A 22805-nucleotide genomic window follows, 5' to 3' on the forward strand; every position below is an offset into this window, starting at 1 on the left:
GATTGACTAGACAACTGATTCTATTAAGTTTAAGCTGGAGGTTAAAAAATTAACAACGGACTAAATTTTAAGGATAGACCGTAGTATTAATTGACTAAATATTTTTAGTTTTATGAAGAAAAGAGCACTATTATAATAGGTAAATTTCATAAAAGAGGTGTTAAAAATACAAGCTATTCATCTTTCTAGATATAGAAAATTACAGTTAAATTTCTGAAACTTTAAATTATTCAGCTTAATTTATTACTTTGTAAATAACAACTTATTTTTTGAGCTAAATTATATGTTTTTTTGTATCTTCAATATTTTTCGTGTTTCTTATGAATTAAATTAGCTACTATTTTTCGTGTTTTTTATGGTGATGTATTCATATTTATAACTGAAACAATAGTCTAATACGTTTAGTATACAAGATATATAAACTAATTCTACTAAGACAATCACTAATATTTTATCTTTATCTTATTCAGCAAATAGGTTAAAGAGACATATCCATATTTATTTTATTTTTGTCAGCTATTATTTAAGATAGATTACTCAGTTTTACTATAAATAGGCTATAATTAATCTTCTATCTTTAGTAATTATGATCATGATATCTTGTAATAAGGTGGTTAAAATATTGCATATTTAAACTTCAATTATTAATAACTATCTATAGTTTATACTTTTATTTAGTTGCCCTGTTGACTATAATTATACAACTTATTAAGTTTGTAATTGTTTTTCTTATTTAACTATTGATATTGTGACTACCTTAAATCAAGAACAATTCCAATTTAAATCTCAAGTAGGACGAGATTTATTAGAAAGAGGACAATATCATTTGAGTGTTCAAGTTTTTGAAGAAATAACTGAATCAATTGACTTATCATCTCGATTAGGAGGAGAAGTTCAAATATGGCTAGTTACTGCTTACCAAGCTGCAGGAAGACTACAAGATGCGATCGTCTTATGTCAAACTTTAACTTGCCACCCCTATTCCGACATTAAGAAACGAGGTCAAGAAATTCTTTATATTCTTCGGGCACCAAAACTTAAACGACCTAAAGAATGGATGATAAAAATACCTACTTTAGAGGTACCAATTAAAAGAGATTCTAAGTATGTTTCTACTAAGTCTATGTATCAATTACAAAAAGAAAGTGTAATAATTTCCGAAGATCTAAGTCAAATGAACACTAAAGATAATTATTTTTTAGGAATAGCATTAGTATTTTTAATTCTAGTTTTATGTATAAATTTTTAATTGCCTATTAAAAAAATAAAAATATAATATATCTTAGTACAAAAGAGAAGAGAATTACTTATAAACAGCTATTCTTATTCTTTTTTAGTTTTTGACATATGTTAAAAATATATAGAAGTTAGTAATATATATTTTATGGATTTTTATTAAAATACTTGATTTTATATGTTTATCATTATATTTATATAAGAATTTTTAATAAATAAAGTTTATCGAATACATTCTATTGGCAACATATCATAGTCTATATTGGAATCTTTACTGAATTAACAAATTATTTTGCTAAATATTTTATCTGAGATATTAATCTATTAAGATTTTATACTGGGATTAACTATTAACAAAAAAATCACACCTTTTTTTATTGTAGTAAACAAGTATATTGCTATTAATGGTTAATTTCTTTTATAGTAAGTAGACATGTAAGTCTAATGTGTTGTTCTACTATATTCATTTAACTAAACTATCAACTATTTACTTTTTGTAAGGGCTAATAATTTGGTATATCTATCGATATAACCTCTACCCACTGTAAGTAATAGCAAATATGATTATAGCTGAAACAGAATGAGATTGAAAGATTAAAAAATGTTGATAGCTATAAGTAACTCTATTTTTAAGTAGTTCTTAGGTAGGTATTATAATTTATAGCTGATATCCTAGAGTATAATTAAGAAAATATATCAGAACTGAGAACTGTACATTGTACTCAGTTAGAAAAACTTTGATGATAGTGTATAGCTTGTCTATATTTTGTTCTTAAAATGCTTGATTTTAGATGTCTATCATCATATTCATTCAAAAACCTTTTGCTTTGGATTGGGATATCGTCTAAAACAGAAATAGTTTGCTAAAGTTATCAAAGATGATTGATATTTTCACACTGCTTAAACGATAAATCATTAAAGAGCTAAGATAAAACGACGCCGAATGCTTAATTACAAACAATCTTCTTCAGAAAATTCTTCAACCTTAACGGTGACAGATAATTCAACTAATTCAACTGATTTCAATACTCAAACCCTTGTCTGGGCGATTATTCAAGCAGCCAACGATCGTAAAGCCGATAATATTGTTGTCTTGAAAGTGGCAGAGGTTTCTTACTTAAGTGACTACTTCATCATTGCTACTGGGTTTTCTACTACTCAAGTCAGGGCAATTGCCGAGTCCATAGAGAAAGAAGTAGACCAGACATGCAGACGATTTCCTCTGCATGTCGAAGGCAAACGACAAGGGACTTGGGTACTCCAAGATTATGGAGATGTAATAGTTCATATTCTTTTACCCGAAGAACGAGAATTTTACAACTTAGAAGCGTTTTGGGGTCATGCTGAACGTGTTGAATTATCCTAATTAAAAGCCATACCATTGTAATTATCATGAAGGAATTGCCCATAGGTATTTGCCCTGTTCCTAACGAACAACAACCAGTTAACGAATACGAAGACTTGAAAAAGTCGTGTTTTTTTCGATGGGCAACCCTAGAAAATAAAATTTACTGGCGTAGAATTACCTATGTAGGACTAGTTGGATGGATATTAACTAGTCCTATTGCTGCGGTTAGTTTCTCTCCCCGTCAGTCTACTTTGTTGTTTATATTATGTAATAACCTAGGAGCAGGGTTAATGGTTTCCTTCATCGTCATTCAACTGGGATTGGGTTGGTGTTATGTGGGTGATCGCTTAAGAAAAAAAATAGTCTTTTATGAAGAGTCAGGGTGGTATGACGGTCAAACATGGTTAAAGCCACCAGAAATATTAGCCCGCGATCGCCTAATCGTTTCCTATCAGATAGATCCAATTTTACAACGTCTGGCTCGTACAGAAGTAATTATTGGGGGCATTATCATTGCCGATCTTATAATATGGCTGTCTCAATAACATTTCGATGCACTCAATACTAACCCATAATCTTAAACTTTAGAATCGAATGACTAGAGGAATACGCGCCCATACTCCCAAAATAGAAGTTTATTTATTACGTGAAGGAATTGTTGAGTCAATCCATCAAGTTGAAGCAACTGTTTGTGATGCTCGTGGACGACTTTTATTAGTCGCCGGGAATTCCGAAACTACTGCTTTTGTGCGCTCAGCTCTAAAACCTTTTCAGTCCTTAGCTATAACTACTACTGGAACCTTAGAACGCTATGAGCTAAATGATAAAGATTTGGCCGTTATTTGTAGCTCTCATCAAGGGATGCTTGAACAAACGCGACAGGTCTTTAATATACTATGGCGAGCTAATATTGACCCTAGTGTATTGCAATGCCCAATTCCTGAAGGATACCAAAGTCCTTTACAGCACAATTGTTCAGGGAAACATGCTGCAATGTTAGCTATCTGTCAACAACGCAACTGGCCTCTCGATACCTATACAAAAAAATCTTCCCCTGTACAACACTTAATCCTAGACAAGATCGGCGAGTTATTAGCCATGCCAGGGGAAGAATTAATCAGTGCTCATGATGATTGTGGAGCTCCTACCTACTCTATGAAGCTTAGTCAAATGGCTCATTTATACGCCCAGTTGGCATCGGGAAATAATCTAGATCTAGAAAGAATTGTCCGAGCAATGACCTATTACCCGACAATGATAGCTGGAGTAGGAGCTTTCGATACGGAGTTAATGCGTTTAACTGAAGGGGAACTCGTCAGTAAATCTGGGGCTGAAGGCATTCAATGCGTTGGACATTTGAGACAAGGAATGGGATTGTCTATTAAAGTAACTGACGGTTCAAAACGGGCTAAATATGCTACAGCACTTAATATATTACGAAATATGGGATGGATAACCCCCAATGTAGCCGAGCTCTTAGCCGAAAAATTTATGAGTATTGGTAATTATAAACGCCTTGAAGTCGTTGGAGAATTATCAATGCTTTAAAATTATTTAGTAAATAACTTGCCATATGCTTATGATTTTTGTTATACTCATGAAGTCGGCGCGGGATAGAGCAGTCTGGTAGCTCGTCGGGCTCATAACCCGAAAGTCGGTGGTTCAAATCCGCCTCCCGCCATTATGTTAATTCTAGTTAGGACTTGTACCGAGGCGTTAGAGTCTATTGCAGATTTATAGTTGTCGGGATTGTTACCTATCTTTCTAATCAGAGTATTATTATAAATTGGAGAAAATTTTGGGAAGTGTGCTGTCATATACTAGTTGTTAAAAACAATCATCTTGGATGACATCAAAGATATAGTATTAAATTTGCCACACTATCGTTGAAAAATTAGTTTTGTTAGAGTTCAACCTCTTATTACTAAGCTGATATTAGCTAAGCAATTATGTGTACAGACAAACACTAAAAATATTTAAGTAAAAGTTAATAAATTACTGAATTCCTTGTTTATATATTTAAATTTATATTTAAAGGAGCAGAATTAATGCTAAAACTAACTTTTTTAATACATAGTTGGTTGCATATCAGTATAGTTTAAGATAAAACAAGTATAAGGTTAAGACTAATGTTAATTTCTATAGATTTTATCCTTGCTATCTTCAGTCCCTGACAAACTTCATTAGAGCAGGGTCTGAATTTGTATGAAATATAGAAAATTTACCATAGTTTAATAGCGAGATCGAATATATTTTTATATAACTTTGATAAAATAATTTTAGCAATTAAGGACAGAGAACTTTGGAATATTTATATTGTAGACCTCAAAACAAATAGCCAAGGATAAATTATGAAAAAGATAGAAGGAGATTAAAATGGTATTATTGAGTTTATTTAGTAGGTATCCATAGATAGTTACTAATAGAGAAGTGAAAGAATTATTTAAATTTGATGAAACTTAAATAATTTAAAAGCGGTCACTATTTAAACTTTATTTAACAATAAATATTAAGCAAATATCATACCTATTAATAATAAAAATCCCAACAAAACATTCTGACAAAAAATTTCTCCATAGATAGACTTAGGGACCTTTGTTGAACGTAGATAAAAATATTGAACTATCCAACCTATTAGTGCAATAGTTACAGTAATCCAAAATCCTACTTTAAGCTTTAAAACTATTCCTAAAGAGGTTAAAAAAACAGCAGTTATTGCAAAAAATACTCCTACGGCATCAGCAGCATAAGAACCAAAAAATAAAGCACTAGAATTAATTCCAATTTTTTTATCATCTTCTCGATCTGACATGGCATAAACTGTATCAAATCCTAATGTCCAAAATACTGTTGCTCCCCATAAGAGCCAAGCAGAAAGTTCTAATTGAGCTGTCACTGCTGTCCAACTTATTAAAACGGCAAATCCCCATGCCAAGGATAAGACTAATTGGGGAAGAGGAAAAATTCGCTTAGCCAAAGGATAACAAATAATCACTGGAAGCGCAGCAACACAGAGCCAAAAACTTAAATCATTGAGGTAAAAGGCTAAACTTCCTGCGCATCCTAGAGCAATAAAAGCAATAACAATACCTACTTTTACGGATAAAGACTTTTCTGCTAAAGGACGAGTACGAGTTCTTTGTACTTGAGGATCAATATCTCTATCCCACAAATCGTTGATAACACAGCCTGCAGCACTAGTAGCTAGGGTTCCCAAGATTATTATTACCATCAATGCTAAGGGGGGTTTTCCGTCAGACGCTAAAGTAACTGCCCATAATGCAGGAATCATTAAAATAAACCTTCCAGCAGGTTTATTCCAGCGTAAGAGTCTAATGACTGTTAGCCAGGTAGGTTCAGGATTTAATCGAGAAGGAGTAACCATAAAATAAACCACACTAAATTGTTTATGACTTTTTCATCACAGAAGTTACCATATAACTTGCAGAAAATACATTAAAAGATAATTTTATCATCCGCATACTAATACGAACCAAGTAGAAGGAATACCAAGAGTAACAGTAGTAATAAAAGTGGAGTATTTTATTACTACTGCTACTCTTAGTTTAAGAGATTACTTACTTAATAAAATTATTTTTTATCAAATAAATAAACCATTTTTATTTTCTTTTTTTTAACAGTTGTTTTTCTTTCTTTAAATTATAAGATGTAATCTTATATAGTTTATTTTGTTAGTAGTTAAAAATTGTCAATCAGGTTATCATTAATATGACTAAATTGCAAATCATTTCACTTCTCTTGTATATTTATCATAATAATTAAATACTGTTTATCTTACTTGATATTGATCAATTAATGAGAGTAGATAAATAAATAATCCAAAAGCTTTACTCTATAAAAGAATCCAGGAATTAATTCTATGATGGTATTCCCCAATTCTAATTTTACCAATAATGACAGCCGTAATACTTGTCTATTAGCAGCTATTGATATCGGTACAAATTCGATACATATGGTGGTAGTAGAAATTGATAAAACCCTACTCACCTTTACAATTATTAACCGAGAAAAAGATACAGTGCGGTTAGGAGAAAGGGGAAGAAAAGATACAAAGTTAACTGAAGACGCTATAAAACGGGCGATATCATCTTTAAAACGTTGTAAAGACGTAGCTACCAGTTTAAAGGTAGATCACATTGTCGCCATTGCCACCAGTGCTACTAGAGAAGCTTCTAATAGACAGGATTTTATTCAACGAATTTCATCAGAAGTTGATATTCAAGTTAACCTCATTTCTGGATATGAAGAAGCACGTCGTATCTATCTAGGGGTTTTATCAGGGATGAATTTTCAAGATCGGCCTCATGTTATTGTCGATATTGGAGGAGGTTCAACAGAAATTATCCTTGCCGATGTTCGTGAGCCCCGTTTTCTTAGTAGTACTAAAGTTGGAGCCGTGCGACTTACAGAAAAATTTATCACTACTGATCCCGTCAGCGAGAAGGAATTTTCTAATTTACGGAATTATGTGAGGGGCATGCTTAAGCATTCAATTGATGAATTGCGTCACAAACTAGGTGACAATGAACAGCTTCGGCTAGTGGGTACCTCTGGGACGATTGCAACTCTATCGACGATTAATGCATTACAAAAATTAGGAGAAGTTCCTAGTCCTCTTCAAGGTTATCAAATTGGGCGTAAAGAAGTTAAAGATTTAGTTAAAAAACTTGCTTCAATGACTTATGAAGAACGGTTAAAAACTTCAGGAATATCCGACAAACGTGCTGGAATTATTGTTGCAGGTGGAGTAATTTTAATGGAGGTAATGTCCATGCTAATGCTAGATAACATTACTATTTGTGAACGAGCATTACGTGAAGGAATAATTGTTGACTGGATGTTAACTCATAAATTAATTCAAGATCGATTATGTTATCAGGGACAAGTACGTCATCGCAGTGTTTATAAAATTGCTAGAAAGTATCAGGTAGATATAGAACATAGTGAGAAAGTAGCACAATTTTCCAAAAGTTTATTTGAACAATTAAAGGGAATATTTCATAATTGGGGGCAAGAGGAATGGGAGCTACTTTGGACAGCAACTATATTACATAAATGTGGATTATATATCAGTCATTCTGCTTACCATAAACATTCTTATTATTTAATTCGCAATGCAGAATTATTAAGTTTTACAGAGCTTGAGTTAGAAACTATTGCTAATTTGGCTCGTTATCATCGTAAAAGTATCCCTAAAAGAAAACATGATTCTTATAATAAGTTACCGGAAATTAACCAAAAAATGGTTAAGCAATTAAGTGCAATTTTGCGCTTAGCTATTGCTATGAATAGCCGAAAAATAGGTGCCATTCAAACTGTTGACTGCAAATACTATGCTAAAGAAAAAATTCTTTACTTAAATTTACTTTCGGCTGATCCTAATGATGATTGTGATCTAGAGTTATGGAACTTGAACTTTAATAAAATAATTTTTGAGGATGAATTTGAAGTAAAAGTTACTGTTAAATTAAACTAGGCTTATATCTGCTAGTAATAATATTAGCATTGGCAATATTAGTATTGGCAATATTAACTTCAAAATTATTTGTATTCAAATACTTATTCACTAATCATTATAATGAGAAATTTTTAGTCATCTTCAGCGTTATAAAATTGGGCGCAAATAAGTTAAATATTTAATTAAAAACTTTATAAATATCCGACAAATATGCAGCAATTATTGTTGCAGGTTAGGTAATTTTATTAGGCAAATATTGTATGCAAAATAAATTATGCATCTTAATAAAACAAATTATCATAAATAGATATTATAAAAAATAAAGATTAGGATTATAAATATATTAAAAAACTGTATTTAGGACAATCAGATATAACAACCTTAAATACAGATTAAATCAATATCAATATTGACTAAAAGTATAGTGTCTTTTAAGAGTAAAGATTGTTTATAAACAAATAATAGAGAATATTCTGCTATTTTACAGTTTTAGAATAAAATTCATGAATCTGAATAGATAAGACACTCACTATATTTAGTTTTTGGTATTTGCAGTATTTCAATAATTTTTATTATATTTTTTGTATTATAAATTTATAGCTACAATTCTGATTCTGAATATTTTTGTCCTGAGTATTTAAATAGTTGGCTTAACTGTTACTAATATTTAATTTTAAAGACAATTAACAAGCAAATAAAGTAAATACGTGTTTTCGCAAAGTTATATTCTGATTTATTTAGTTTAGTTAAGTATTTTTGTGTTATAAGTATATATTTCAAGAAAAATATTGAATTTAGCCTAATCCAGTTTAGAAACAAAACCTAATTATGAGATTAGCTGTAACTAGAACCATAATTGTTGACAAGAAGCTTATTGTTTATAATCTTTTATCTTTAAACTTTGATTTTTACATAACAGGTTCTGATAAAAACGTTTTTCTCTAAACAATCTTATAGACATTCCCCGTGTTACCTAGAAGTGGTACTCTATAGGGTGGCGAAACAAGATCAATGAGAGTAGGTTTTCCCTTAGCCAAACTCTAAGCTAATCCCTTAAACAGATAGAATAAGTATGGTAGCCGTAACAGAACAAACCAACATTGGTAAAATCACTCAAATAATTGGGCCGGTTGTTGATGCCGAATTTCCCAGTGGCAAATTACCTCGGATTTATAACGCACTCACAATTGAGGGCACAAACTCTGCCGGAGCAAGCGTTTCCGTTACTTGTGAAGTACAACAATTGTTAGGAGACAACCAAGTTCGCGCTGTTGCTATGAGTGGAACAGACGGATTAGTTCGCGGTATGGACATTGTTGATACTGGCGCACCTATCAGTGTTCCTGTCGGTAAAGTGACTCTGGGTCGCATCTTTAACGTCTTAGGAAAACCCGTGGATGAGAAAGGTGATGTAGACATGAGTGAGACTTCTCCTATTCATCGTCCCGCACCTAAATTAACTGAATTAGAAACCAAACCTAAAGTCTTTGAAACTGGAATTAAAGTCATTGACCTCTTAACCCCCTACCGTCAAGGGGGAAAGATTGGTCTGTTTGGTGGTGCAGGTGTTGGTAAAACTGTCATTATGATGGAGTTGATTAACAACATCGCTATTAACCACGGAGGGGTTTCCGTGTTTGCTGGTGTAGGAGAACGTACCCGTGAAGGAAATGACCTCTATAACGAAATGATCGAATCTAAGGTCATTAACCCTGATAAACCTGAGGAATCGAAAATTGCTCTAGTTTATGGTCAGATGAACGAACCTCCAGGAGCCAGGATGAGAGTTGGTTTATCCGGTTTGACCATGGCGGAATATTTCCGCGATGTCAATAAACAGGATGTATTATTGTTTGTTGATAATATATTTCGATTTGTCCAAGCAGGTTCTGAAGTGTCTGCATTGTTAGGACGAATGCCCTCTGCGGTCGGATATCAGCCTACTTTAGGGACTGATGTCGGAGATCTACAAGAACGGATTACTTCCACCAAAGAAGGTTCTATTACCTCTGTTCAGGCAGTTTATGTCCCTGCGGATGACTTAACCGACCCTGCCCCTGCAACCACCTTTGCTCATCTCGATGGGACTACTGTATTATCCCGTGGATTAGCTTCTAAAGGTATTTATCCTGCAGTTGATCCTTTAGATTCTACCAGCACTATGTTACAGCCTTCTGTTGTTGGACAAGAACACTACGATACGGCCCGTGCAGTGCAATCAACCCTACAGCGTTATAAAGAATTACAGGATATTATAGCTATCCTAGGGTTAGATGAATTATCTGAAGATGACCGTCGCACTGTAGACCGTGCTCGAAAAATGGAGCGATTCTTATCTCAACCTTTCTTTGTGGCTGAGGTTTTTACCGGTGCACCTGGTAAGTATGTAACTCTTGAGGATACTATTAAGGGATTCCAAATGATTCTTAATGGAGAATTGGATGATTTGCCTGAACAAGCATTTTATCTAGTAGGAAATATCGACGAAGCTAAAGCCAAAGCTGAAAAATTGCAAGAAGGCTGATTCTTTCCCAGTCAACAGTCTCTTAGATAAACACCTTTCTAATTGCTGTTGACTGATAACTCATAGTTGATAGTTAATAACGAATAACTGATATGACATTACAAGTTCGTGTAATAACTCCAGACAAAATAGTTTGGGATAATGCTGTAGAAGAAGTAATCTTACCAAGCACGTCTGGACAGTTAGGAATTTTACCCGGCCACGCTCCTCTCTTAACTGCTCTTAATATCGGGGTTATGCGAGTTCGCCCTGATAAAAATTGGAAAAACTTAGTAGTTATGGGCGGCTTTGCTGAGGTAGAACACAATATCCTCAAAGTCTTGGTAAATTCAGCAGAGATTGATGATGATATCAACACAGAAGAGGCACAGTCTGAGTTCAGTAGAGCCCAAACCCGTTTAGAGAAAGCAAACAAGGGACATGATTGTCTGGAACAAGTCAAAGCCTCCCAAGATTTCAAACGAGCTAGAGCACGTCTCCAAGCATCTGGTGGACTGGTTTAAAGATTTAATTCCAAGAAAAAACTAGGTGAGGGCAAAGGGTCATGGACTTGGCCCTCATCTGTCAATATCATCAGATCAATTACTACCGCTGAAGACAACTTCTGGAAATTTAGCTTGAGCATCAGCCATGGAAACACGCCTACCTTGGTTGCGAAGATCTTGCCAATAATTAATAACTTCTGTGGCTTTATTAAGAATTTCAATCCTTTCGGTTTCAGAAATCCAATGTTTGGCTTCTAATTCATCTTTCAACTGTTGCCAAGCATCATTTCTTGGCCAAAAGAAATAGTCAGTTAGGGGACTAGTTCCTTTTCCCACTATCTGATCTACGGTAATTGCCACATTAGCATCTAACCAAAGTACTTTTAAAAGAAATCTTGACTCTAACTCTAATGACTCCTGCAACAGATAAACCTCATCTATTTTAGTTACACTACGGCACTGTATTATACCTTATTTGGTAACTGTACAGTTATTGTAAAGATTCATGGCTTTTTCGACTCCTTCTTCAACACTTAGGGATAAGGCATTCACTACTAAGGGTAAGACATTCTCCATGACGTTATTTTCATCAGGGGTAAACTTTCCCAAAACATGGGAGATTGTCTCTTCAGAGGAGTAAGATTTACCGATTCCAATACGCAATCGAGGGAAGTCCTGGCTTCCTAAGTGAGAAATAACTGACCTCATGCCATTATGTCCTCCTGCTGATCCTCCTAATCTGATCCGTATTCGTCCAACAGGTAAATCCATATCATCATAAATTACTAATATGGAAGTAAGTGATAGATTGTACCAGTCGCTGACGGCGCGAACTGATTGACCTGAACGGTTCATATACGTAAGGGGCTTAAGTAAGTAAACTTTCTGATTTCCTCGAACTATTCCCTTAGTAAATAGACCTTGAAAACGGTGATTTTCTTTAAAGGATAATTGCCAGGTTTTAGCCAAAACATCGAGAGCTTTAAACCCTATATTATGGCGAGTTTTATCGTATTTAGCTTCGCAGTTTCCTAACCCGATAATTAGTTGAGGAATAACCGGATAAGATAATGAAGATTTGGACATTGGAAATACCGTTTTAGTTTAAGTGTAAATAAACAAAATAAATCTTATAGGATCACATAACAAGTAAGTATTTAAATGACTCCAAGATTTTTATCTTGTCTATCGACTATAAAATAAGGCAAAGTCGATCTACTATATTGAAGTTATCTAAATCCTTCAAACGCTTATATTATCGAGGTTAGAGCTGGATTAATATGACCATTCGTACTGTTTCGACCACCCCGTTTTTTGATCAAAAACCAGGAACTTCTGGACTACGGAAAGCTGTTCCGGTCTTTCAACAACCTAATTATCTTGAAAACTTTATCCAGTCTATTTTAGACTCTCTTAATGAGATTGAAGGACAAACTATCGTCTTGGGGGGAGATGGTCGTTATTACAATCGCCAGTCTATCCAAATTATACTTAAAATGGCCGCTGCAAATGGGATTGGACGAGTTTTAGTTGGATGTAATGGGATTTTCTCCACTCCAGCAGCTTCAGCCGTTATTCGCAAGTTTAACGCGCTAGGAGGTATTATTCTTTCGGCTAGTCACAACCCTGGAGGACCTAACGGTGATTTTGGAGTTAAATACAATGTAACTAACGGTGGACCAGCCCCTGAAAAATTTACCAGTGCTATTTTTGAGCGAACTAAAACTATTAGCGAATATAAAATACTTGATGCAGCAGATATAAACCTTGATAATCCTGGATCTTTTAACTTGGGAACAATGGAGGTCGAAATCATAGACTCTATTGCTCCTTACGTTAAATTAATGCAGACATTATTTGATTTTGATAAAATCAAAGCTTTATTAAGTTCAAGAAACTTTAAAATGTGCGTAGACTCCCTCCATGCCGTCACTGGTCCTTATGCCCATACTTTGTTTGAGAAATATTTAGGAGCTCCAAAAGGAACTGTAAAAAATGGTACTCCTTTAGAAGACTTCGGAGGTTGTCACCCTGACCCTAATCTAGTCTATGCTCATGATTTAGTAGAAATCCTTTTTGGAGAAAATGCGCCAGATTTTGGAGCAGCCTCTGACGGAGATGGTGATCGCAATATGATTTTGGGACGTAACTTTTTTGTGACGCCCAGTGACAGTTTAGCAATATTGACTGCTAATGCAAAATTAGTTCCTGGATACAGAGGCGGTTTAGCAGGAGTTGCTCGATCCATGCCTACTAGTACAGCTGTAGATAAAGTAGCTGAAAAGCTTGGTATTGATTGTTATGAAACCCCTACTGGTTGGAAATTCTTTGGTAATCTATTAGATGCAGGGAAAGCAACCCTATGCGGAGAAGAAAGTTTTGGCACTGGTTCAAATCATATTCGGGAAAAGGATGGCCTATGGGCAGTACTTTTCTGGCTTAACATTCTAGCAGTTCGAGGTAAGTCAGTTCAGGAAATTGTACAGGAACACTGGGAGGAATACGGACGAAACTATTATTCCCGTCATGACTATGAAGAAGTAAAATCGAAACCTGCTAATGATTTGATGGAACAACTCCGATTAATGGTAGGAAGTTTGAAAGGGAAAAAATATGGTAACTATGAAGTTGCCTATGCTGATGACTTTTCCTATTTTGATCCTATCGACGGTAGTATTAGCAAAAAACAAGGTGTTCGTATTGGTTTTAGCGATAGTTCTCGCATTGTTTTTCGTTTGTCGGGAACAGGAACAAAAGGAGCAACTTTACGAGTTTATATTGAAAGTTATGAACCAGATGCTAGTAAGCATAATATTGAAACCCAAAAAGTTTTAAAGCCTTTAATTAAATTAGCTGATGAAATAGCTAAAATCAAAGAGTTTACGGGACGGAGTGAACCAACTGTTATTACTTAATTGATTACAACATAAAACTGTCAGAGTAGATAATATCTACTCTGACAGTTTTATGTTGTAATCAAAACTAATGATTCAACAGTTTACTTAAAAACTACTTATCTTGTTGCTAAAATTTATTCTTTTTAATTTGTCTACAGATATATAATTCATAAAAAATCTCAGTAGCTATCTTTACTAGCTTCTAATGATAAAATGCGAAAACTAGTTTATTGAATAAACTGTCGACTTGAGGAAATAAACAAGAAAGAGTATGAGGATAAAATACCAGCAAATTTTAAGATCTATAGTAGCTTACGTAATAATTGTTGAGAATAGAAAGACAATCTATTGTATTCGAAATCCAAAGTTGAATAAATGATTGCTATATATCTTTATCTAAAATATATACGGTAGTAATTAGATTTTGCTGCTTGTTAACTGAAGCTAGAAATTAAAATTTAAGTGTCATTTTGGGTTTGCAACTTCTCAATAGTATCACGAGCTTGCTTGGCATGATCTGAATTGCCTTGAACCTTGAATAATTCTGCTGCTTTATGTAGATCGATAAAAGCTTCTGTTTGATGTCCTATTAAAAACTTAGTTACCCCCCGGTTGTAATAGGCATCAGCCAAATTAGGGTTTAATTCCAGACATTTAGTATAATCCGTGATTGCTGCCTCTGATTCCCCAGCATGATTGTAAGCCAAACCACGATTATAATAAGCCTTGGCATAGTTGGCATTAAGGCTAATAGCTTTATTATAGTCATCAATAGCTTCTTGATAATTACCCAGGTAATCCTTTGCATTACCTCTATATATGTAAAAATCAGCGTATTCGGAATTAAGATTAATTGCCTTAGAACAATCAGCTAAAGCTTTTTGATATTCTTTTAATTGAAAAAAGGCATAACAACGATTACCGTAAGCATAAGCAAAATCATGATTGACTTCTATGGCTTGATTATAATCATTTAGAGCTTCGTTGAGCTTCCCCAAAATATGTTGAGCATAGCCACGATTGTAATAGGCATCAGAATCTTGGGGGTTCAATTCAATGGCCTTAGTAAAGTCAGTTATTGCTCCTTGATAATCTCCCTCATTAATTTTGTCTACTCCCTGGTTGTACCATTCAATAGCATCTAATTCTTGAGATAATTTTGTTGGGAAAGGACTATTAGGAACTAACCCGGTTGAAGTGTTACTTGATTCTTGAGACAGTAGCAATGGTGGAGTAGATACTAAAAAATTAACTATGAGAATATTGGTTAAAATTCCTGAAATATTAAGATTGTTAGTCATTAGTCTAGATTAAGGTCAAGAAACAACTTTTAAATATTTTAATATGTTAATTGATCTCTAGACTTTGAGTATTCCATCTATTTAGTGATATTCTCACACATATACTATGTTACAAATTATTCGAAACACCTTGATTTGTCTTTAAAAACAAAAAATTTTATATCTTAAATAAGAAGGATAATTGATGTAAATGCATTTTTTACAAGTTTCTTGATCAAAAAATCAGTTTTATTCTTTGTGAGAATATCTATAGATATACAGATTGTTTTAAATTAAAAGAACAGAGTTGTAACTCTACATTAACATTAGCCATATAGATACAGGAAAATATACTACTTAATCAAAGATATCAACAAACTATTTTCAATAAATCTTTGATTTATCCAATACTTAAAAAATCTGCAAAATAGATAGAATATACCAAGACTAGACTGGTTAAAAAATTTCTATTCATTATAAGTCAAAGCGAAGTCTCTAAGCTTCGTTCTGAGCAAATATACTGTTCACCCCTATTATTTTATTTAAATATCTGTACTTAACGACACATTATCTATTTTGTATAGCTTTCTTTATTATCATTTAAGTATCAATTTAGTAAGTCCCTAAGTTCCTCGTGTGACTTAGATAACGCTTTAAACACCTCACTCGCGACTAGAATTTTTAGCGTAATTTCTGGCTGACCCATTTTATAGAATGGAATAAATAGCAAATACCCTAACATGTATCCAGGGTTACCCTTCTAATAAAAAAAGGATCTATATAAATAGATGTGTTCCTTGTATAGAGCCACTTTTGGGAGAATAAATAAAAAATTTTTGAGAAAGGGTTGACATTTTCTAAGACATTGAGTACATTGGTAGATGCGCGGTTGAGAGCAACACGCTCCCTACAGCGCACCGAACCTTGAAAAGATCATAGTTTAGAAGCTAACAACAGTAAGCCCCTTGTCATTTAAGACAATTGTACATCTTATTAGTCTGCTTGTCTAGTAGATAAGCAATAAAGACATAATTTTTAAGATGAAGTAAGAAGTCGAAGAACCAGTTATCTGGGATGTATCGGCATGAGCCAAATCAAACAAACACTATGGAGAGTTTGATCCTGGCTCAGGATGAACGCTGGCGGTATGCCTAACACATGCAAGTCGAACGGGCTCTTCGGAGCTAGTGGCGGACGGGTGAGTAACGCGTGAGAATCTACCTCTTGGTTGGGGACAACAGTTGGAAACGACTGCTAATACCCAATGTGCCGCAAGGTGAAAGATTTATTGCCGGGAGAAGAGCTCGCGTCTGATTAGCTAGTTGGTGGGGTAAAAGCCTACCAAGGCGTCGATCAGTAGCTGGTCTGAGAGGATGAGCAGCCACACTGGGACTGAGACACGGCCCAGACTCCTACGGGAGGCAGCAGTGGGGAATTTTCCGCAATGGGCGAAAGCCTGACGGAGCAATACCGCGTGAGGGAGGAAGGCTCTTGGGTTGTAAACCTCTTTTCTCAGGGAAGAAGTTCTGACGGTACCTGAGGAATAAGCATCGGCTAACTCCGTGCCAGCAGCCGCGGTAATACGGAGGATGCAAGCGTTATCCGGAATTATTGGGCGTAAAGCGTCCGCAGGTGGTTACTCAAGTCTGCTGTCAAAGACCGGAGCTTAACTCTGGAAAGGCGGTGGAAACTGAGAAACTAGAGTTCGGTAGGGGTAGCGGGAATTCCCAGTGTAGCGGTGAAATGCGTAGATATTGGGAAGAACATCGGTGGCGAAGGCGCGCTACTGGGCCGGAACTGACACTCAGGGACGAAAGCTAGGGGAGCGAAAGGGATTAGATACCCCTGTAGTCCTAGCTGTAAACGATGGAAACTAGGTGTGGCTTGTATCGACCCAAGCCGTGCCGAAGCTAACGCGTTAAGTTTCCCGCCTGGGGAGTACGCACGCAAGTGTGAAACTCAAAGGAATTGACGGGGGCCCGCACAAGCGGTGGAGTATGTGGTTTAATTCGATGCAACGCGAAGAACCTTACCAGGGCTTGACATGTCGCGAACCTCGACGAAATTTGAGGGTGCCTTCGGGAACGCGAACACAGGTGGTGCATGGCTGTCGTCAGCTCGTGTCGTGAGATGTTGGGTTAAGTCCCGCAACGAGCGCAACCCTCGTCCTTAGTTGCCATCATTAAGTTGGGAACTCTAGGGAGACTGCCGGTGACAAACCGGAGGAAGGTGAGGATGACGTCAAGTCAGCATGCCCCTTACGCCCTGGGCGACACACGTACTACAATGGTTGGGACAACGAGCAGCGACCCCGCGAGGGAGAGCGAATCTCATCAAACCCAGCCTCAGTTCAGATTGCAGGCTGCAACTCGCCTGCATGAAGGAGGAATCGCTAGTAATCGCAGGTCAGCATACTGCGGTGAATTCGTTCCCGGGCCTTGTACACACCGCCCGTCACACCATGGAAGCTGGTCACGCCCGAAGTAGTTACCCTAACCTTTTGGAGGGGGACTCCTAAGGCAGGGCTGGTGACTGGGGTGAAGTCGTAACAAGGTAGCCGTACCGGAAGGTGTGGCTGGATCACCTCCTTATAGGGAGACCTCAGTTCAAGGAAAAAGGCAAAGAGTCGAAAGCAAAGTCTTAAAACTCATGTTAAAAATAAGCCTTTCCTTAGAACTAATCCCAAGGTCGTGCAAGGGAAATTATTTGGAGTAGCTTCTAAACTAAGACTAGGTTCAGGACAAGGGCTATTAGCTCAGGTGGTTAGAGCGCACCCCTGATAAGGGTGAGGTCCCTGGTTCAAGTCCAGGATGGCCCACCTAATTAATATGAAAACCGAGTTCAGCACCGAGTCTTACTTTTTTAGGGTAAGACAGACTGCTGGATGGTTAAAGTCCAGTAAAGTACCTTGAAAACTGCATAAAAATGAGAAAGCGGTTATGACTCTACGTTATACGTAAGGTTATGACCAAAAGTCCAAGTGATGATCAATTATATGGTCAAGCTACAAAGGGCTAACGGTGGATACCTAGGCACACAGAGGCGATGAAGGACGTAGTTACCGACGAAACGCTCCGGGGAGCTGGAAACAAGCATTGAGCCGGAGGTCTCCGAATAGGGCAACCTTTAAACACGACCACCTGAATATATAGGGTGATACGAGCCAACCGGGCCAACTGAAACATCTTAGTAACCCGAGGAAAAGAAAGCAAAAGCGATTCCCCTAGTAGCGGCGAGCGAAAAGGGAACAGCCTAAACCATCAGCTTAGGCCGATGGGGTTGTGGGACAGCAATGTGGACTGTAGCGGTTAAATGAAACAGCTGAATACTGTACCAAAGAAGGTGAAAGTCCTGTAGTTGAAAACTCAAACAGCCTAGCTGGATCCCGAGTAGCACGGGGCACGTGGAATCCCGTGTGAATCAGCGAAGACCACTTCGTAAGGCTAAATACTCCTGTGTGACCGATAGTGAAATAGTACCGCGAGGGAAAGGTGAAAAGAACCCCAGTAAGGGGAGTGAAATAGAACATGAAACCGTTAGCCTACAAGCAATGGGAGGACGATTCAACGTCTGACCGTGTGCCTGTTGAAGAATGAGCCGGCGACTTACAGGTTGTGGCAGGTTAAAGGGAAATACCTGAAGCCAAAGTGAAAGCGAGTCCGAATAGGGCGTTAGTCACAATTTGTAGACCCGAACCCGGGTGATCTAACCATGGCCAGGATGAAGCTTGGGTAATACCAAGTGAAGGTCCGAACCGACTGATGTTGAAAAATCAGCGGATGAGCTGTGGTTAGGGGTGAAATGCCAATCGAACCCGGAGCTAGCTGGTTCTCCCCGAAATGCGTTTAGGCGCAGCGGTTGTGTACCATAGTGGGGGGTAAAGCACTATTTCGCTGCGGGCTGCGAGAGCGGTACCAAAGTGAGATAAACTCAGAATACCCATTATGCATCAACCAGTGAGACGGTGGGGGATAAGCTTCATCGTCGAAAGGGAAACAGCCCAGACCACCAGCTAAGGTCCCCAAATGAATACTAAGTGATAAAGGAGGTGGGAGTGCACAGACAACCAGGAGGTTTGCCTAGAAGCAGCAACCCTTAAAAGAGTGCGTAATAGCTCACTGGTCAAGCGCTCCTGCGCCGAAAATGAACGGGGCTAAGTATTCTACCGAAGCTGTGGACAGGAAACTGTGGTAGGGGAGCGTTCTATGTAGGGTGAAGCACTAGCGGCAAGCAGGTGTGGACAGCATAGAAGTGAGAATGTCGGCTTGAGTAGCGAAAATATATGTGAGAATCATATACCCCGAAACCCTAAGGGTTCCTCCGGAAGGCTCGTCCGCGGAGGGTTAGTCAGGACCTAAGGCGAGGCTGAAGAGCGTAGTCGATGGACAACGGGTTAACATTCCCGTACTGGTTAGAAATTGTGGCGGGGGACGGAGAAGGCTAAGTCAGCCGGATGATGGTTCCCGGTGTAAGTATACGAGGTGTTGAGGGATGGAGAAAACGTCCTGAGCTGAGTTGCGAGTCCGACTCTCTACGGAGAGGAAGTGACTGATGTCAGGCTTCCCAGAAAAGCCCGAACCACGTTAATTTCTAATTACCTGTACCCGAAACCGACACAGGTAGGGAGGTTGAGAATACTAAGGGGCGCGAGATAACTCTCTCTAAGGAACTCGGCAAAATTACCCCGTAACTTTGGGAGAAGGGGTGCCACCGAGAGGTGGTCGCAGTGAAGAGGCCCAGGCGACTGTTTACCAAAAACACAGGTCTCCGCCAAGTCGTAAGACGCAGTATGGGGGCTGACGCCTGCCCAGTGCCGGAAGGTTAAGGAAGTTGGTTAGGGTAACCGAAGCTAACGACTGAAGCCCCGGTGAACGGCGGCCGTAACTATAACGGTCCTAAGGTAGCGAAATTCCTTGTCGGGTAAGTTCCGACCCGCACGAAAGGCGTAACGATCTGGGCACTGTCTCGGAGAGAGGCTCGGCGAAATAGGATTGTCTGTGAAGATACGGACTACCTGCACTTGGACAGAAAGACCCTATGAAGCTTTACTGTAGCCTGGAATTGGGTTCGGGCTTTTCTTGCGCAGGATAGGTGGGAGGCTTTGAGATCTGGCTTGTGGGTCAGATGGAGCCAATGGTGAGATACCACTCTAGGAAGGCTAGAATTCTAACTTTAACCCGTTAACCGGGGAAAGAACAGTTTCAGGTGGGCAGTTTGACTGGGGCGGTCGCCTCCTAAAAGATAACGGAGGCGCGCAAAGGTTCCCTCAGGCTGGTTGGAAATCAGCCGAAGAGTGCAAAGGCATAAGGGAGCTTGACTGCGAGACCTACAAGTCAAGCAGAGACGAAAGTCGGCCTTAGTGATCCGACGGCACCGAGTGGAAGGGCCGTCGCTCAACGGATAAAAGTTACTCTAGGGATAACAGGCTGATCTCCCCCAAGAGTTCACATCGACGGGGAGGTTTGGCACCTCGATGTCGGCTCATCGCAACCTGGGGCGGAAGTACGTCCCAAGGGTTGGGCTGTTCGCCCATTAAAGCGGTACGTGAGCTGGGTTCAGAACGTCGTGAGACAGTTCGGTCCATATCCGGTGTAGGCGTAAGAGCATTGAGAGGAGCCTTCCTTAGTACGAGAGGACCGGGAAGGACGCACCGCTGGTGTACCTGTTATCGTGCCAACGGTAAACGCAGGGTAGCCAAGTGCGGAGCGGATAACCGCTGAAAGCATCTAAGTGGGAAGCCCACCTCAAGATGAGTGCTCTCACAGGGTAAACCTGGTAAGATCACGGGAAGACTACCCGTTTATTAGGTGTTAGGTGGAAGTTCAGTAATGAATGAAGCCGAGACATACTAACAGATCGAGGGCTTGACCTTAATACATCAATGTATCATCACTTAACTCTTTCTCATTTTTTGCAGTCTTGAAGGTATTTGTTTTATCTGAATCACTTCCTGGTGTCTCTAGCACCGTGGTACCACTGCGATTCCATCCCGAACTCGTCTGTGAAACGCGGCAGCGGCCAAGATACTTGTGGGGTAGCCCACCGGGACAATAGCTCGATGCCAGGATTTGTTTTTGCAAAAAAATCCCTTTCCTTTAAGGAAAGGGATTTTTTGCATCAAGTTATGTTTTATCTTTAAAGACGAAACAGCAGACTTTTCTATTGGCACAGTGTAAGCTAATAAAAAGCATTTTTTATAGAAGAATAAAAAAGAAGAATAAACATGACAACTATCAACGAAAATTATCTCAAACTCAAGACAGGATACCTCTTTCCAGAAATCGCTAGACGAGTTAAAACTTTCGCCGAAATCAATCCTGATACTGATATCATTAAACTAGGTATCGGAGATGTTACCGAACCTCTGCCTGAAGCTTGTCGCACCGCCATGATTCAAGCTGTGAAGGATATGGGTGATCATGCAACTTTCAAAGGCTATGGACCAGAACAGGGTTATAGTTGGTTACGAGAAAAAATTGCTGTTAATGACTTTCAATTAAGGGGTTGTGATATAGATGACTCAGAAATATTCATCTCAGATGGTGCTAAATGCGACACAGGCAACATTCTTGACATTTTTAGCAAGGAAAACAAAATTGCTGTTACTGATCCCGTATATCCTGTTTATGTCGATACAAGTGTTATGGCTGGTCATACGGGGGAAGCCAATGAAAAAGGAGAATACGAGGGCTTAGTTTATCTTCCCATAAATGCAGAGAATAATTTTATTGCAGATATCCCTAGTCAAAAAGTTGATCTAATCTATCTTTGCTTTCCGAATAACCCCACAGGAGCAATCGCTACTAAAGACTACCTCAAAACCTGGGTAGACTATGCCAAAGCTGAAGGATCGATTATTTTTTTTGATGCTGCTTATGAAGCTTTTATCACTGATGATAGTCTTCCTCATTCTATATACGAAATTGAAGGTGCTAAAGACTGTGCAATTGAATTTCGATCTTTTTCCAAAAATGCAGGATTCACGGGCACTCGTTGTGCCTTAACAGTAGTTCCCAAAACTCTTGTTACCAAAGTCTCTGATGGGTCGAACATAGAGTTGTGGAAACTATGGAGTCGTCGTCAGTGTACTAAATTTAACGGGGCATCTTACATCGTACAACGAGGAGCAGAGGCAGTATATTCTGACAGAGGAAAAGCTCAAGTTAAGAAATTAGTTAATTTTTACCTAGAAAATGCTCATATAATACGTTATAAATTGAAAATGGCTGGTTTTGAAGTATATGGCGGTGTAAATTCCCCTTATATCTGGCTAAAGACTCCCTATAATCTCTCAAGTTGGGATTTTTTCGATAAATTATTACAAACTACTCATGTGGTCGGAACTCCAGGATCCGGGTTTGGTGCTGCAGGAGAAGGATATTTCAGAATTTCTGCTTTTAATAGTCGCGAGAAAATAGAAGAAGCCATGAGACGTATCACAACACAGTTTTCAATTTAATTTTAGGTAAGGTGGGCTATGCCCACTCAATAAGTTTAACCAATTTCACTAAAAAAACTCTCCCGAAAGAGAGAGTTTATATGCTTAATGAGCGAGG

The 22805-nt window shown here is 37.9% G+C and carries 13 protein-coding genes, 2 tRNA genes and 3 rRNA genes; 14 read left to right on the plus strand and 4 right to left on the minus strand.

Features of this window, described 5'->3' with window-relative positions; translation table 11 throughout:
* The first annotated feature begins 748 nt into the window (after positions 1-748).
* From OXU93_RS07215 to OXU93_RS07235, 5 genes are all read left to right on the plus strand, one after another.
* On the plus strand, positions 749-1249 hold the full coding sequence (locus tag OXU93_RS07215; protein WP_267383536.1) for a tetratricopeptide repeat protein: 501 nt from the start codon (positions 749-751) through the stop codon (positions 1247-1249).
* Between the two features lie 930 nt (positions 1250-2179).
* Positions 2180-2602 (plus strand): ribosome silencing factor, encoded by a 423-nt coding sequence (rsfS, locus tag OXU93_RS07220; RefSeq protein WP_267383537.1) that lies wholly within the window; start codon positions 2180-2182, stop codon positions 2600-2602.
* A 26-nt stretch (positions 2603-2628) separates the two neighbouring features.
* Positions 2629-3129 carry a CGLD27 family protein gene (locus tag OXU93_RS07225; protein ID WP_267383538.1) on the plus strand — a complete coding sequence of 167 codons (501 nt, stop codon included), beginning with the start codon at positions 2629-2631 and terminating at the stop codon, positions 3127-3129.
* 49 nt (positions 3130-3178) lie between these two features.
* The gene (locus OXU93_RS07230; RefSeq protein ID WP_267383539.1) at positions 3179-4132 is read left to right on the plus strand and encodes an asparaginase; all 954 of its coding nucleotides are present in this window, start codon (positions 3179-3181) and stop codon (positions 4130-4132) included.
* Between the two features lie 59 nt (positions 4133-4191).
* Positions 4192-4265 (plus strand) — tRNA-Met (locus OXU93_RS07235).
* Between the two features lie 828 nt (positions 4266-5093).
* On the opposite strand, the gene OXU93_RS07240 is transcribed toward OXU93_RS07235, so the two are convergent.
* The gene (locus OXU93_RS07240) at positions 5094-5969 is read right to left on the minus strand and encodes a 4-hydroxybenzoate solanesyltransferase (RefSeq protein WP_267383540.1); all 876 of its coding nucleotides are present in this window, start codon (positions 5967-5969) and stop codon (positions 5094-5096) included.
* 495 nt (positions 5970-6464) lie between these two features.
* Here OXU93_RS07240 and OXU93_RS07245 point away from each other — a divergent pair, with 495 nt between their 5' ends.
* From OXU93_RS07245 to atpC, 3 genes are all read left to right on the plus strand, one after another.
* The gene (locus OXU93_RS07245; RefSeq protein WP_267383541.1) at positions 6465-8081 is read left to right on the plus strand and encodes a Ppx/GppA phosphatase family protein; all 1617 of its coding nucleotides are present in this window, start codon (positions 6465-6467) and stop codon (positions 8079-8081) included.
* A gap of 1054 nt (positions 8082-9135) precedes the next feature.
* A complete protein-coding gene (gene atpD / locus OXU93_RS07250) occupies positions 9136-10587 on the plus strand; it encodes a F0F1 ATP synthase subunit beta (RefSeq protein ID WP_267383542.1) in 1452 nt (483 codons plus the stop codon).
* A gap of 92 nt (positions 10588-10679) precedes the next feature.
* Entirely contained in the window at positions 10680-11090 is a 411-nt protein-coding gene (gene atpC, locus OXU93_RS07255; RefSeq protein ID WP_267383543.1) for an ATP synthase F1 subunit epsilon, read from the plus strand.
* A 75-nt stretch (positions 11091-11165) separates the two neighbouring features.
* On the opposite strand, the gene OXU93_RS07260 is transcribed toward atpC, so the two are convergent.
* Together OXU93_RS07260 and pth are read right to left on the minus strand one after the other, a co-directional pair.
* On the minus strand, positions 11166-11495 hold the full coding sequence (locus tag OXU93_RS07260; RefSeq protein ID WP_267383544.1) for a 30S ribosomal protein PSRP-3: 330 nt from the start codon (positions 11493-11495) through the stop codon (positions 11166-11168).
* Between the two features lie 48 nt (positions 11496-11543).
* A complete protein-coding gene (pth, locus tag OXU93_RS07265; protein ID WP_267383545.1) occupies positions 11544-12158 on the minus strand; it encodes an aminoacyl-tRNA hydrolase in 615 nt (204 codons plus the stop codon).
* Between the two features lie 194 nt (positions 12159-12352).
* On the opposite strand from pth, the gene OXU93_RS07270 reads away from it, so the two are divergent.
* The gene (locus tag OXU93_RS07270; RefSeq protein WP_267383546.1) at positions 12353-13987 is read left to right on the plus strand and encodes an alpha-D-glucose phosphate-specific phosphoglucomutase; all 1635 of its coding nucleotides are present in this window, start codon (positions 12353-12355) and stop codon (positions 13985-13987) included.
* A gap of 440 nt (positions 13988-14427) precedes the next feature.
* Here OXU93_RS07270 and OXU93_RS07275 read toward each other — a convergent pair whose 3' ends face one another.
* Complete coding sequence (locus tag OXU93_RS07275) at positions 14428-15270, minus strand: tetratricopeptide repeat protein (protein WP_267383547.1); 843 nt, start codon at positions 15268-15270, stop codon at positions 14428-14430.
* A gap of 1083 nt (positions 15271-16353) precedes the next feature.
* Between OXU93_RS07275 and OXU93_RS07280 the strand changes: the two genes are divergently transcribed.
* From OXU93_RS07280 to OXU93_RS07300, 5 genes are all read left to right on the plus strand, one after another.
* A 16S ribosomal RNA gene (locus OXU93_RS07280) occupies positions 16354-17840 on the plus strand.
* Positions 17841-17993: 153 nt separating this feature from the next.
* A tRNA-Ile gene (locus OXU93_RS07285) sits at positions 17994-18067 on the plus strand.
* Between the two features lie 179 nt (positions 18068-18246).
* Positions 18247-21121 (plus strand): 23S ribosomal RNA (locus OXU93_RS07290).
* A 77-nt stretch (positions 21122-21198) separates the two neighbouring features.
* Positions 21199-21316: ribosomal RNA gene (gene rrf, locus OXU93_RS07295) — 5S ribosomal RNA — on the plus strand.
* Together the 16S, 23S and 5S rRNA genes with 1 tRNA gene alongside form the textbook arrangement of a ribosomal RNA operon.
* Positions 21317-21472: 156 nt before the next feature.
* Positions 21473-22708, plus strand: coding sequence for an LL-diaminopimelate aminotransferase (locus OXU93_RS07300; protein ID WP_267383548.1), 1236 nt, complete (start codon positions 21473-21475; stop codon positions 22706-22708).
* The last annotated feature ends 97 nt before the right edge of the window (positions 22709-22805 follow it).

This window comes from Cyanobacterium sp. uoEpiScrs1 (assembly GCF_947331815.1).
GTDB lineage: Bacteria > Cyanobacteriota > Cyanobacteriia > Cyanobacteriales > Microcystaceae > Rippkaea.

Bases quoted from the DNA above. Each gene is read 5' to 3' on its own strand.
- rsfS (WP_267383537.1), top strand. From the start codon at position 2,180: ATGCTTAATTACAAACAATCTTCTTCAGAAAATTCTTCAACCTTAACG.
- OXU93_RS07225 (WP_267383538.1), top strand. From the start codon at position 2,629: ATGAAGGAATTGCCCATAGGTATTTGCCCTGTTCCTAACGAACAACAA.
- OXU93_RS07230 (WP_267383539.1), top strand. From the start codon at position 3,179: ATGACTAGAGGAATACGCGCCCATACTCCCAAAATAGAAGTTTATTTA.
- OXU93_RS07240 (WP_267383540.1), bottom strand. From the start codon at position 5,969: ATGGTTACTCCTTCTCGATTAAATCCTGAACCTACCTGGCTAACAGTC.
- OXU93_RS07245 (WP_267383541.1), top strand. From the start codon at position 6,465: ATGATGGTATTCCCCAATTCTAATTTTACCAATAATGACAGCCGTAAT.
- atpD (WP_267383542.1), top strand. From the start codon at position 9,136: ATGGTAGCCGTAACAGAACAAACCAACATTGGTAAAATCACTCAAATA.
- atpC (WP_267383543.1), top strand. From the start codon at position 10,680: ATGACATTACAAGTTCGTGTAATAACTCCAGACAAAATAGTTTGGGAT.
- pth (WP_267383545.1), bottom strand. From the start codon at position 12,158: ATGTCCAAATCTTCATTATCTTATCCGGTTATTCCTCAACTAATTATC.
- OXU93_RS07270 (WP_267383546.1), top strand. From the start codon at position 12,353: ATGACCATTCGTACTGTTTCGACCACCCCGTTTTTTGATCAAAAACCA.
- OXU93_RS07275 (WP_267383547.1), bottom strand. From the start codon at position 15,270: ATGACTAACAATCTTAATATTTCAGGAATTTTAACCAATATTCTCATA.
- OXU93_RS07300 (WP_267383548.1), top strand. From the start codon at position 21,473: ATGACAACTATCAACGAAAATTATCTCAAACTCAAGACAGGATACCTC.